The sequence below is a fragment of the Ralstonia sp. RRA genome (genome assembly GCF_037023145.1).
Taxonomy (GTDB): Bacteria; Pseudomonadota; Gammaproteobacteria; order Burkholderiales; family Burkholderiaceae; genus Ralstonia.
In genome coordinates this window covers 680,303-691,996 of the sequence record NZ_CP146091.1, presented here as the reverse complement: position 1 = coordinate 691,996, position 11,694 = coordinate 680,303, and the positions used below count along the sequence as shown (strand labels likewise).

At 63.0% G+C, this 11,694-nt stretch carries 14 protein-coding genes; 7 read left to right on the top strand and 7 right to left on the bottom strand.

The window, feature by feature from the left end:
* Positions 1 to 91: 91 nt before the first annotated feature.
* From V6657_RS03375 to V6657_RS03355, 5 genes are all read right to left on the bottom strand, one after another.
* Positions 92 to 2,320: a methyl-accepting chemotaxis protein gene (locus V6657_RS03375; protein WP_048935144.1), complete on the bottom strand. Its 2,229-nt coding sequence runs from the start codon at positions 2,318 to 2,320 to the stop codon at positions 92 to 94.
* 269 nt (positions 2,321 to 2,589) lie between these two features.
* Positions 2,590 to 3,135 (bottom strand): chemotaxis protein CheW, encoded by a 546-nt coding sequence (locus V6657_RS03370; RefSeq protein WP_048935145.1) that lies wholly within the window; start codon positions 3,133 to 3,135, stop codon positions 2,590 to 2,592.
* 45 nt (positions 3,136 to 3,180) lie between these two features.
* On the bottom strand, positions 3,181 to 3,549 hold the full coding sequence (locus tag V6657_RS03365; RefSeq protein ID WP_048935146.1) for a response regulator: 369 nt from the start codon (positions 3,547 to 3,549) through the stop codon (positions 3,181 to 3,183).
* A gap of 31 nt (positions 3,550 to 3,580) precedes the next feature.
* Positions 3,581 to 4,105 carry a response regulator gene (locus V6657_RS03360; RefSeq protein WP_048935147.1) on the bottom strand — a complete coding sequence of 175 codons (525 nt, stop codon included), beginning with the start codon at positions 4,103 to 4,105 and terminating at the stop codon, positions 3,581 to 3,583.
* A gap of 318 nt (positions 4,106 to 4,423) precedes the next feature.
* The gene (locus tag V6657_RS03355) at positions 4,424 to 4,609 is read right to left on the bottom strand and encodes a rubredoxin (protein ID WP_021196743.1); all 186 of its coding nucleotides are present in this window, start codon (positions 4,607 to 4,609) and stop codon (positions 4,424 to 4,426) included.
* 214 nt (positions 4,610 to 4,823) lie between these two features.
* Here V6657_RS03355 and hemL point away from each other — a divergent pair, with 214 nt between their 5' ends.
* The gene (gene hemL / locus V6657_RS03350) at positions 4,824 to 6,137 is read left to right on the top strand and encodes a glutamate-1-semialdehyde 2,1-aminomutase (RefSeq protein ID WP_048935148.1); all 1,314 of its coding nucleotides are present in this window, start codon (positions 4,824 to 4,826) and stop codon (positions 6,135 to 6,137) included.
* Positions 6,138 to 6,152: 15 nt separating this feature from the next.
* Here the strand turns inward: hemL and V6657_RS03345 are convergent, their stop codons facing one another.
* Together V6657_RS03345 and dapA are read right to left on the bottom strand one after the other, a co-directional pair.
* Positions 6,153 to 6,698: a hypothetical protein gene (locus V6657_RS03345; protein WP_248694810.1), complete on the bottom strand. Its 546-nt coding sequence runs from the start codon at positions 6,696 to 6,698 to the stop codon at positions 6,153 to 6,155.
* Entirely contained in the window at positions 6,695 to 7,603 is a 909-nt protein-coding gene (gene dapA / locus V6657_RS03340; RefSeq protein ID WP_048935149.1) for a 4-hydroxy-tetrahydrodipicolinate synthase, read from the bottom strand. Before dapA ends, V6657_RS03345 begins: the two co-directional genes overlap by 4 nt.
* Positions 7,604 to 7,696: 93 nt before the next feature.
* Here dapA and V6657_RS03335 point away from each other — a divergent pair, with 93 nt between their 5' ends.
* From V6657_RS03335 to V6657_RS03310, 6 genes are all read left to right on the top strand, one after another.
* On the top strand, positions 7,697 to 7,900 hold the full coding sequence (locus tag V6657_RS03335; protein WP_048935192.1) for a hypothetical protein: 204 nt from the start codon (positions 7,697 to 7,699) through the stop codon (positions 7,898 to 7,900).
* Between the two features lie 108 nt (positions 7,901 to 8,008).
* Entirely contained in the window at positions 8,009 to 8,635 is a 627-nt protein-coding gene (locus tag V6657_RS03330) for a LemA family protein (RefSeq protein WP_048935150.1), read from the top strand.
* Between the two features lie 13 nt (positions 8,636 to 8,648).
* The gene (locus V6657_RS03325) at positions 8,649 to 9,524 is read left to right on the top strand and encodes a YgcG family protein (RefSeq protein WP_048935151.1); all 876 of its coding nucleotides are present in this window, start codon (positions 8,649 to 8,651) and stop codon (positions 9,522 to 9,524) included.
* Positions 9,525 to 9,538: 14 nt separating this feature from the next.
* Positions 9,539 to 10,063, top strand: a complete 525-nt coding sequence (locus V6657_RS03320; RefSeq protein WP_048935193.1) for a TPM domain-containing protein — start codon at positions 9,539 to 9,541, stop codon at positions 10,061 to 10,063.
* 646 nt (positions 10,064 to 10,709) lie between these two features.
* Positions 10,710 to 10,979, top strand: coding sequence for a pilus assembly protein (locus tag V6657_RS03315; RefSeq protein ID WP_048935194.1), 270 nt, complete (start codon positions 10,710 to 10,712; stop codon positions 10,977 to 10,979).
* 511 nt (positions 10,980 to 11,490) lie between these two features.
* Positions 11,491 to 11,673, top strand: coding sequence for a Flp family type IVb pilin (locus tag V6657_RS03310; protein WP_048935152.1), 183 nt, complete (start codon positions 11,491 to 11,493; stop codon positions 11,671 to 11,673).
* The last annotated feature ends 21 nt before the right edge of the window (positions 11,674 to 11,694 follow it).

The following is an 11,694-nucleotide window of genomic DNA, read 5'->3' as shown; positions in this document are numbered from 1 at the left end:
TCCAAAAAGCGTGTGGCGGTTGCCGCGGTTGCCCAGGGTTGACCCCTTCGGCGTTCCCGCCCGAAATCCAGTAACGACGGTGTCAGGCCAATTACGCGATACGGAACCGAGCCACCGAGTCACGCAGCTCTTCTGCAAGTTGCGTGAGCTGGCGCACCGACTGCGCGGTCTGGCGCGTACCCGTCGACGTCTGTTCCGTGATGTGCAGAATCTGTTCGATGTTCTGCGCCACGTCAGATGCCAGCGTGGCTTCGTGCGACGTCGTCTGCGAAATGCTTTCAATCAGTTCGGCAAGCTGGCGCGACACACGGCCGATCTCCACCAGTGCGGCACCGGCGTTATCGGACAGCTTCGCCCCTTCCACCACCCCTGCCGTGCTGCGCTCCATCGCGTGCACCGCGTCTTGCGTATCGGTCTGAATCGTGCGGATCAGCGCACCGATCTGCTTGGCTGCCTCGGCAGAGCGTTCTGCCAGGCGCTGCACTTCCTCTGCCACCACCGAGAAGCCGCGGCCGGCTTCACCAGCCGATGCGGCCTGGATGGCTGCGTTCAGTGCCAGCACGTTGGTCTGCTCGGTAATGTCCGAGATCAGCTCCACGATTTCACCGATCTCCTGCGACGATTCGCCCAGGCGCTTGATCCGCTTCGAGGTTTCCTGAATCTGATCACGGATGTCGTTCATGCCCGTGATGGCGTTCTGCACCGCCTGCTGACCTTGCTCGGCTGCCGCCAGCGACGCGCGTGCAACGTTGGCCGATTCAGCTGCGCCGCGCGAGACCTGCGTAATGCGGTCGGCCATCTCCACCACCGACTGGCCGGTCTGGCGAATCTGGCGGGACTGTTCTTCCGATGCGGTCACCAGGCTTTCCGACGTGGTCTGCACTGCCGACGATGCCTGCGTCACCTGCTCGGCCGTCTTCTGCACCCGGCCGACCAGCTCGCGCAGTTCTTCCACGGTGTAGTTCACCGAGTCGGCAATAGCGCCGGTAATGTCTTCTGACACGGTGGCCTGCTTGGTCAAGTCACCGTCTGCGATGTCCTGCAGTTCGTTCATCAGACGCAGAATTGCGGCCTGAGTGGAATCGTTGTTGCGCTTTTCCACCATCCGGCGTTCTTCCGCTTCACGCTGACGGGCTTCTGCTTCCATCGTACGCACACGCGAATCACGCAGGTACAGGGCGGCCAGGCCGGCCAGGCAGACCACGGTCAGGATGGCCGACAGCACCACCGCACCCAGGGTCAGCGGACGGCTGCGTACGCTGTTCGCATACGCCGACTGCAGATCCGACAGTTCGCCACGCAGCTTTTCGTTGTCGTTGAAGATCTGCTGCTGGGCGCGCTTGGCAGCGATCAGGCCCGGCAGGTTTTCCAGAATGATCTGCGTGGTCTTCTGCACATTGTCGAAACGGGTCGACAGCTCTTGCAGGTAGCCCTTGGTCTCAGGGTCGGTCGCGGGCGACAGGCGCAGCGCTTCGGAGCCGTTGAGCAGGCCGTTCAGGGTTTCGCGGAAGGTGTTGGTGTCCTTGCCGAGCAGGAACGCCGTTTCCGGGTTCACGCCTTCGCCGGCCAGGAACTCGTTCATGTTCTTACCGAGACGCTGCGTCAACATCACGAGCTGCGACGAGGCGGCCACTTCACGGGCCGGCGCGTTGGTCTGCAGCTTCATCGACGAGATCTGCTCGGCTTCTTCCAGCAGTTCGGGGTTGGACGCGTTGAACACGTTCAGCGTCTTACCCACGGCCACCAGGGTCTTCTCTTGCGACAGCACGGCCTGGGCGCTCTTGTCACTGCGCTTCCATTCGTCGATGGCCTTGTCGAGTAGCGCTTCGGTATCGGCGCTCGAGCTGGCGCGCACGCCGCGATCGGAGTTGCCGTTCTTCAGGGCTTCGAGGTTTTCCTGCAGACGCGCACGGCTCTCCTTGAGCTGCGCGAAGGCGTTGGCGTTACCGAGCAATGCCACCGGAACCGCCTTGGCCAGACGCTGCGAGTGCATCAGCGTGTCGCCCGCAATTTCAATCTGCACCGAGCCGTTGTTGGCCTGGCGGTTATCCAGGTACACCGAGATCAGCAGTGCCAGCAGGCCAAGCACGAGGCCGATCGTGAACACCCGCTGCTGCGCGGCAAACGGCACGCGCTCCATCCAGCCGACCACGGCGTCGATGGGCGTGCGGCCCAGCTGCGTGGGTGCGCCAGCGGGATTGTCATCATCCACGTGGGGGTTATCCAACTGCATGGGGGCGGCTGATGCGCCCTCCGCTGCAACCTCCGGCGCCCCCGCCTTACCGGCACGGCGACCTGCGTTGAACCACTTGAACCCCATAGGACCCTCTTGTTTTGTCGATGCGGCCGTCCCGTTTTCCCGAGATCAGCAGCATGGATTTCCCGTCCGCGGCCTCGCCTTGTCTTGCCCGGCGTGGTCCGCACCTTCTGCAGTGCATATCGGCACAAAATGGCGCGTCCTGTTGCCGCACCACGCACCGCATCTTGCCCCTTTGCGCGCACCCGCTCCCGTTGCGGATGTGCCCAATCTTTTCTTATTCGTTGCCCAGCCCATCCTGCAGCCGGGTCTTGCTACGGTTGCAGCACGCCTTACGCGCGGGTGCGGCCCACCTGCAGGAACGCCGGATCTGCCAGCAGGCGGCGCACATCCATTTCGCGCCACAGCGTGCCCTGTGCATCGCGCCAGGCGCGGCCTTGCCACGGTCGGCTCTCATCCTGCTCGGCCTCGACCGGCTGCAGATCGCTCAGGCTGCGCAGCCCCGCCACGCGCGGCACGATGATCGCGCACGCACGCTGCGGGTCCTTCGACAGCACCACGATCTTGGCGCCAGCACCGCCCGCCGTCGCCGCTTCGCCGCAGAACAGGCTGAAATCGATCACGCCCAGCAAGTTGCCCCGCGCATTCACGAGGCCCAGGTACCACGGCTGCGTGAGCGGCACGCGTGCGGGCGGCTGGTAGTCCAGCACCTCGCCCGTGTCCGACAGCGACAGCAGCCAGTGCTGGTCGCCGATCTGCACGCCTAGAAAGCCTTCCGTCGATGACTTGGCGCGCGCCTCTTGCAGGCGCCGTGCCAGCATCGCCTGGTATTCATGCAGGCGCTGGCGGGAGGTCAGGTTGGTGCGCGGTTCGTTCACGTCTGGCTCATGTCCGTGGTGTTCCGGGTCGGCGGCTGGCTTGGCTTACTGCGGCAGCTTGGCGATTTTTTCCAGCAGCTCTTCGGCCTTGACCGGCTTGACGATGTAGTCCGATGCGCCCTGGCGCATGCCCCACACGCGGTCGGTTTCCAGTCCCTTGGTGGTGCACATGATCACGGGGATGTCCTGGAAACGCTCGTCCTTCTTGATTGCACGGGTCGCCTGGTAGCCGTTCTGGCCGGGCATTACCACGTCCATCAGGATCAGGTCGAAGGCTTCGGCTTCGAGCTTGGTCATGGCCTGGTCGCTATCGGCCGCAACCGTCACCTTGAAACCGCCCTTGCCGAGGATCTCCGACAGGTGCAGCGCTTCGGTCGGGGAATCATCAACCACCAACACTTTCTTGATTGCCATACAAACAGTCCTTCGTATTAGAGAGGTGCCTTCATTGCGTGGCGCCACGAGATTCGCTCGCCGCCGGCAGATGGGTCTGGACCGCCTCCAGCAGCGCTTCCTTGGAGAAAGGCTTGGCGAGATGGTCCACCGCCCCGACCGACCGGCCGCGCGCGCGGTCAAAGATACCGTCGCGCGAAGACAGCATGATCACAGGCGTGGCATGAAACTTCGGGCTTTTCTTGATGAGCGCGCAGGTCTGATAGCCGTCCACGTTCGGCATCAGGATGTCGCAGAACACGAGATCGGGCTTCAAATCACCGACCTTGGCCAGGGCGTCGAAACCGTCCTCGGCCAGCACGACCTGGCAACCGGCCTGGGTCAGGAAAATCTGCGCAGTACGGCGGATGGTGCTGGAGTCATCGATGACCAGCACTTTGCAGCCCGAAAGGGATGAAGGGGAATTCGCCAGCGGGGAATTCGCCAGCGGTTGGGATTCGGTCAGTTGTTCCACCCGCGCGGATTGCATCATGTTCTCGCCATACGCAACTACGGCGACCACGGGTCGCCACGCCATTCTGACCGGATGGATCGCGGCAAATCGACGCGCGGCGTGCCCCAAAAAGTGCTGCAAGGGCCCACGCTGGCGACGACTTCAAAACTACGCCCCCCGGCCCGCTTATGAAGTGTAAAGCTCAGAATTTGACGAAGTGTGACAAGTCACCCATCTGCCGTCAATGATGCCGTTAATGGCGCCGCCCCTTAGCCGGGCGCCTGTGGCATGGAAGCGACGAGCCCGCTTTATTTGATTCGATCGAACCGTCACTTCCTGATATTTGGCTGTCGGCAAGAGGGCAACCGCTCACTTGCCGACGAGAGACAGGTCAGATCCGGCTCAGATCTGCACCATTTCGAAGTCTTCCTTGCGCGCGCCGCACTCGGGGCACGTCCAGTTGATGGGCACGTCTTCCCACTTCGTGCCGGGCGCGATGCCGTCATCCGGCGCGCCTTGTTCTTCGTCGTAGATCCAGCCGCAAATCAGGCACATCCACGTCTTGAGTTCGGTATTGGTATCGCTCATAGGGTAAAGCTTCGGTGGGTTCCGTCTATTAAAATGGCAGGCCAGATGGTACCGAATCACGCCCGTGCGCGCCAGAACAGGCGCGGGGCACGCAGCGTGTTTGACTGTATCCAACCTGGATCTGCGTCAAACCACCGCATAATCGCCGCAAACATGTCTTTAAACCGTGCCGCAGCATCGTTCTGCGCGGCGCCTCTCTCCTCCAACTGCATCCATGTCGACTCCTTCATTGGCCACTCCTTGCAGCGCCGCCCTGTTTGAACGTGCCCAGAAGACCATCCCCGGCGGGGTGAACTCGCCGGTGCGCGCCTTCCGCTCGGTGGGCGGCACGCCGCGCTTCATTGCCAAGGCAGCCGGCCCGTACCTGTGGGATGCCGACGGCGCCCGCTATATCGACTACGTCGGCTCGTGGGGCCCGATGATCGTCGGCCACGCGCATCCTGACGTCGTGCGCGCCGTGCAGGAAGTGGCGGCCGACAGCTTCTCGTTCGGCGCCCCGACCGAGGCGGAAGTTGTCATGGCCGAGGAAATCTGCAAGCTCGTGCCATCGATCGAGCAGGTGCGACTGGTCTCGTCGGGTACCGAGGCGACCATGAGCGCGCTGCGCCTGGCGCGCGGTTTTACCGGCCGCGACCTGATCGTCAAGTTCGAGGGCTGCTACCACGGCCACGCCGACAGCCTGCTGGTCAAGGCCGGCTCGGGCCTGCTGACCTTTGCCGACACCACGCAGAACGCGCCATCCTCCGCCGGCGTGCCGGAAGACGTGGTCAAGCACACAATGGTGCTGCCCTACAACGATGTCGACGCACTGCGTGAGGCGTTTGCGCGCCATGGCAAGGAAATCGCCGCGGTGATCGTCGAACCGGTGGCCGGCAACATGAACCTGGTGCGAGGCAGCACCGCGTTCCATCAGGCCATGCGCTCGCTGTGTACTGAGAACGGCGCCGTGCTGATTTTCGACGAGGTGATGACGGGCTTCCGTGTGGCGCTGGGTTGTGCGCAGTCGCTGTACGGCATCACGCCGGACCTGACGTGCCTGGGCAAAGTCATCGGTGGCGGCATGCCGGCCGCGGCCTTTGGCGGCCGCCGCGACATCATGGGCTTCCTCGCGCCACTGGGCAGCGTGTATCAGGCAGGGACGTTGTCGGGTAACCCGCTGGCGGTGGCTGCCGGGCTGACCACGTTGCGCCTGATTGCTGCGGATGGCTTCCATGATCGGCTGGCTGCGCAGACGCGCAAGCTGGTGGATGGGCTGTCCGACATTGCCCGCGAAGCTGGTGTGCCGTTTGCCGCAGACAGCGTTGGTGGCATGTTCGGGATCTACTTCCGTGAAGGTGTGCCGACCAGCTTTGCTGAAGTGACCAAGAGCGATGTTGGGCGCTTCAATGCGTTCTTCCATGCCATGTTGGCTGAGGGCGTTTATCTGGCGCCGTCTGCGTTTGAGGCTGGATTTGTTTCGGCTACGCACGATGATGCGATTCTGGATGCGACTTTTGCCGCGGCTCGGAAGGCGTTTAAGGCTGTCTGATTGTTTCTTGATGGATCAGCGTTGGTGGTTCACCCCTGTTTCATCCCCTGCCGGGGCTGACTCACTTTCTTTGTCTTGCCAAAGAAAGTAAGCAAAGAAAGGCGCGCCCGATGCGGCGAAAGACTCCTTGAATTTCCGTGACCGGGCGGGGAAGGAGGCAAACTCGCTGCGCTCAAACAGCCTCCTTCCTTTTTCCGCCCGCTCACAAAAATTCAAGGCGCCGCATAGGGCAGGGAAAGTCAAAGGCAAAGAGCCAAACCATCTGGATGCCAGCCAGAATGACAAAGGCCTACCTCGCGAGGGGTTGGCCTTTTTCTTTTGACGTTCCTGCCCTTGATGGCGCCTTGGATTTTTGTAAGCGGGCGGAAAAAAGATGGGGAACTGTCTGAGCGAAGCGAGTTTTCCCCATCTCCGCCCGGTTACAAAAATCCAAGGGGAAGTCGCCATCTCGGGCGCGCCTTTCTTTTGCTTACTTTTCTTTGGCAAGACAAAGAAAAGTGAGTCGGCCCCGGCAGGGGACGATACCGGGGATGGACCAACAACAAAAAGCAGAAAACTCAAACCCGCCCAACCGCCTCCACCAACGCCTGCCCCAGTGCCTCAGAAGCTGCCGCCATCGGCGCCCGCAGCACATTCTTCACCTGCCCTTCAGCAGCCAGCCAAGCCTTCAACGGCCCAGGATTGGTCTGCGCAAACAACAACCGAATCACCGGCGCCAGCGCATGATGCAACTGCCGCGCATCATTCAACCGCTGCTCCTGCACCGCCCGCACCATCTCCACAAACAGCTCTGTGCGGACATGCGCGGCCGCGATGATGGCCCCCACCCCGCCCGCGCACAGCGTGCCGAACACCTGCGCATCTTCCCCTGCCAGCACCTGCAACCGCCCATCGGCAATCACGCGCTGCGTCTTGTCAGCATCGCCACCGCAATCCTTGATGCCATGGATGTTGGGATGCGCAGCCAGCGCAAGCAGCGTTTCGGCATCGATGCTCGCCCCCGTGCGATACGGAATGTCGTACAGCAGCACCGGCACGGGCGAAGCATCAGCCAGCGCCGTGAAGTACTCGACGATCCCGTCCTGCGACGGGCGGATGTAGGAAGGCGCCGGTATCAGGAACGCGGCGGGTCGGTGCTCGGCGAGCCTGAGCATGCGCTCAAGCACGGGCGCCAGCGCGCTGCCAGAGACGCCCATCACGACAGGCAACCCATCGGCCGCAGCACGTACCGTATCGAGCACGTCGGCCTGCTCCTGATCGGTGAGCGCGGCAGCCTCACCCGTACTGCCACAAGCCACAAAACCAGCGACACCCTGCGTGCGATATCGCGCCACTAATGTATACAGCGCACCGTAGTCGACCGACCGCGTCGCATCATCGGCAAACGGCGTGACGATGGGCACCCAGATGCCTGCATACGACGGACGCGCGCCGGTGGAAAGAGGGGTGGATGGGTTTTCAAGCACGACAAAACTCCTGGACGAATCAACGACCGATCAAGAACCATCAGGAGAGCATCGGGAATGCAGGGCCCGCGAGATGCGGGTAAGAGGTCAACCGTGTCTAACTTGGCGGTCAGCCGCTGTTCCGTCGCCCATCTGACGGAACAGCGCTCCGGTCAGACGAGCGGCTGTTTGGAGGCTTTTTTGGCGTGCGCACGCGTCGACGCGACCGACTGGCTGAAGGCCGGTGCGATGCAAATCGACGAAGCAGGGGAAATCGCGCGCATGGAAATTGTCAAAAAAGTCCCCATACCGTACTGATGTGCGACTGAGGCGTCAAGCGCATACGCTAGAGTTCGCTGGAACACCAGGAGACGATGTCGGTCTCATGCCACATTGTTTGTCTGACTGTCTGATCACGAGGTACTCATGACCGCTGCCCTGTCCGTTCGTTCGACGCGTTTTTCGGTGCTGCGCTGGTTGGCGCTGTCGCTGGCCGTGCTGGTCGCGCCATTCCTGTCCGCCTGCGGCTATAACGATTTCCAGGCCAAGGACGAAGCCACCAAGGCTGCCTGGGCCGAGGTCGTCAACCAATACCAACGCCGTGCTGACCTGATCCCGAACCTGGTGAATACGGTCAAGGGCTACGCCTCGCACGAGAAAGACACGCTCGAAGCCGTGACCAAGGCCCGCGCCGCAGCCACCAGCTTCCAGATCACGCCCGAGGTGCTCAACGATCCGGCGGCGTTCCAGAAATTCCAGGAACTGCAAGGGCAGCTTTCCAGCGCACTGTCGCGCCTGATGGCGGTGTCGGAAAACTATCCGCAACTCAAGGCCGATCAGTCGTTCCGCGATCTGCAGTCGCAGCTGGAAGGCACCGAGAACCGCATCACCGTGGCGCGCCAGCGTTACATCAAGTCGGTGCAGGACTACAACGTGCTGGCCCGCAGCTTCCCGACCAACCTGACGGCCAAGGTGATGGGCTACCAGGTCAAGCCGAACTTCACGGTCGAGAACGAGAAGGGCATCTCCACCGCCCCGGCGGTGAAGTTCTGACGAGCTGACGATCATGTCGATGCGCGCGCGTGCTTTCTTCGCCTTCCTGCTGACAGCGGCCCTTTGGCTGGCCACCGCGTTGCCTGCGCGCGCGCAGAGCGACATGGTGGCTGTGCCGCCGCTGGCTGCGCGCGTGACCGACCTGACGGGCACGCTGTCTGCCCAGCAGCGCAGCGCGCTCGAACAGGTACTGGCCGACTACGAGCAGCAGCACGGCAGCCAGATCTTCGTGCTGATGGTGCCGTCCACGGCGCCGGAACCCATCGAGGCCTACGGCATTCGCGTGGCGGATGCCTGGAAGGCCGGCCGCAAGGGCGTGGACGATGGCGCCATCATCCTCATCGCCAAAGACAACCCGGCATCGCTGCGCAAGATGCGCATCGAGGTCGGGCGCGGGCTGGAGGGCGCGCTGACCGACGCGCAATCGAAACGCGTGCTGCAGGATGTGATGGCGCCGCACTTCCGCCAGGGCGATTTTTACGGCGGCTTGTCGGCGGGCATCTCGGCCATCCAGACCATCGTTGCACAAGAGAACCTGCCGCCGGCTGAGCGCGCCAAGCACCAGCAAGCCAGCGGCGGCATCGGCGATTGGCTGCCGGTGCTGTTTCCGCTGGCGATCATCGTGTTCTTCGTGCTGAGCGCGGCCATGCGCTCGGGCGGGCGCGTTACGGGCAGCCTGCCCGGCGGCCGGCCCGGTACGCGCGTGGTGATGGGCAACCGAGGCTGGGGCCCGGGCACCATCGGCGGGCTTGGCGGTGGCATCGGTGGCGGCCTGGGCGGCGGCTGGGGGCGCGGCGGCGGTGGTTTCGGTGGCGGCGATTCCGGCGGCGGCTTCGGTGGAGGCGGCGGGGGCGATTTCGGCGGCGGCGGTGCCTCCGGCAACTGGTGAGCGCAATCACGACCATGGCATCTCAAACCCGACACCATCGCGGCGCACGCCGTGCTATCACCCACCTGCTGACGACCTCGTCGCACGCCAAGCGCGCCTTTCCTCCGGCCGAGCTGCAAAAGCTGGAAGCCGCTGTACGCGAAGGCGAACAACGCCATCGCGGCGAGGTGCGCGTCGTCATTGAAAGCTCGCTGCCGGTGCGCGATGCGTGGGCGGGTGTTACGCCGCGCCATCGCGCACGCACACTGTTCGGCCTGCTGGAGGTGTGGAACACACGCGAGCACGTGGGCGTGCTGCTCTACATCAACCTGGCCGACCATGCGGTCGAGATCCTGGCCGATCACGGTATCGCCGCGAAAGTCGATGCGCATGCATGGCGCACGGCCTGCGAAACCATCACGCGCGGCTTTGCGCAGCGCGTGACGATGGCACCAGTGCTGGAAGCGCTGGCGCAGATCAACGACATCCTCGCCACCCACGTCCCCACGGATGGCACCCCACGTGCCAATGAGCTGAGCGACCGTCCGCTGGTGCTGTAGCAGTTCTCATTTGCAGCAGCAGCGATGCCCATTCAGGTATCGCTTTTCCCTCGTTTTCCGGGCCATGTTTCAAGACTGAAACGGTTTTGATGCCCCTGCCTGCGCCAGCCCTGTCGGCTGTCTGCCTAATCCTTCCGTACGACGCTGCAGCGGCCCGGCCATCGGGCGTCGAGATCAGGCGGCCGTTCCGCTGTAGGCCGCCTCTCCGATAAAGCGCTCCTCTCTTCCTGCAAGACGGGTGGCAAGTCACGTTGCGCTCACACCGCGCCAGACAACTGCGGTGCGCTGCATCTTGTTCCAACAAGGTCCCCCGTGTTTCAGCAATGCACAAACAACCGCCGTTGGCACGGCAGCGGGGTTTCCCCTGCCTTTTTTGCATTGCACAAATCGCATACGCCACTTTTACGTTTGCTATTTGCGCAAACAAGATGTGCAGCATCGTTTGCTGTGTCGTGTGCGGCACAAAGTGTCCGTAACGCGAGGGATACAAGCGCGGGCCGATTGCCTGGGCTGGGGGCTGGCATGCCTGCCCAGCCTAGGAAAATCAAGGACTTAGCGGCAATGGCACGGTCGTCGCTCATATGTCCACGCCGACATAGCAACAGGCTGTTCTGGAATGCAGGTGCCAAGCTCCATGGGAGTCAACGTGAAGACCAAGACTGTGGGAAGCAAGCGCAAAAGCGTTGGAGCTGCCGGCATCGAGTACATGCTGCTGCTGATGATGGTGGCCCTGGTGATGGCGGGCTTCCTCCTGAGCGTCAAGACCTCTACCGGCAAGATGTGGAATAACGCGGCGACGCAGCTGTCGTCTGTTTTCGACTCGGGATCAGGCGGCGATGGCGGCAACGGCAACGGCAACGGCGGCAATGGCAATGGCGGTAACGGCAACGGCCACCACCATGGCGGCGGTGGCTAAGGCATCCAAACAGCGTTGCATGCGGTACGCGGTCCTGACGGGCTGACGCGTCGATTCACCGCAACAAGAACACGGCGCCAGATGCGGCGTCTTGGGGAAGTTCAGAACAGGGCCAGTGCCATCGAACACGAGCCCAACGCGGGTCGCCGGCGCAGTTGCCGGACCACCGCAAGCAGTGGTTTAGCAGTACGCCCGGGCGCGAAACGGTTCCTGAAGGTCCTATGGATCGATTCGTGGCACCCATGGCGCAGCCGTCGCAACCGCGGCGATGCGTCCGGCGAGGCAGCGTTGGTGGCCAGCCCATCCGCGCGGCTCCCGGGCAACGGTGAAGTCGGGGGAGTCGTCTATCACGTTGCGCGTCTGGAACGTGCCGGTCTCGGTCGGCATGGCGCCGGCACGCGTTCGCGAAATCCCGCCCCCCTGATTCGACCCTAGTCGGCTTGCCCGGCTAAAACGCGCCCGATCTTCAGCGGTGCGCTTTTCCTTGAACCACGACGTAAGGAGAAGGGACATGAAAACCCTGTTCGAAGGCATCAAGCAATTCGCACGTGAAGAAGACGCAGCAGCCGGCGTGGAATACGCCCTGCTGCTGGCCATGGTGGCACTGGTCATGGCGGCGTCATACAGCGCGGTCTCGACCGCTGTCGGCAAGATCTGGACTGCCATCTCCGCCGATCTGACAGCCGCAGCATGACAGCAGTGGGTTGAGCCACCC

What these genes read in the sequence shown, in the direction of transcription:
- V6657_RS03375 (WP_048935144.1), bottom strand. Translation starts at nt 2,320, where the DNA reads ATGGGGTTCAAGTGGTTCAACGCAGGTCGCCGTGCCGGTAAGGCGGGG.
- V6657_RS03365 (WP_048935146.1), bottom strand. Translation starts at nt 3,549, where the DNA reads ATGGCAATCAAGAAAGTGTTGGTGGTTGATGATTCCCCGACCGAAGCG.
- V6657_RS03360 (WP_048935147.1), bottom strand. Translation starts at nt 4,105, where the DNA reads ATGGCGTGGCGACCCGTGGTCGCCGTAGTTGCGTATGGCGAGAACATG.
- V6657_RS03355 (WP_021196743.1), bottom strand. Translation starts at nt 4,609, where the DNA reads ATGAGCGATACCAATACCGAACTCAAGACGTGGATGTGCCTGATTTGC.
- hemL (WP_048935148.1), top strand. Translation starts at nt 4,824, where the DNA reads ATGTCGACTCCTTCATTGGCCACTCCTTGCAGCGCCGCCCTGTTTGAA.
- V6657_RS03330 (WP_048935150.1), top strand. Translation starts at nt 8,009, where the DNA reads ATGACCGCTGCCCTGTCCGTTCGTTCGACGCGTTTTTCGGTGCTGCGC.
- V6657_RS03325 (WP_048935151.1), top strand. Translation starts at nt 8,649, where the DNA reads ATGTCGATGCGCGCGCGTGCTTTCTTCGCCTTCCTGCTGACAGCGGCC.
- V6657_RS03320 (WP_048935193.1), top strand. Translation starts at nt 9,539, where the DNA reads ATGGCATCTCAAACCCGACACCATCGCGGCGCACGCCGTGCTATCACC.
- V6657_RS03310 (WP_048935152.1), top strand. Translation starts at nt 11,491, where the DNA reads ATGAAAACCCTGTTCGAAGGCATCAAGCAATTCGCACGTGAAGAAGAC.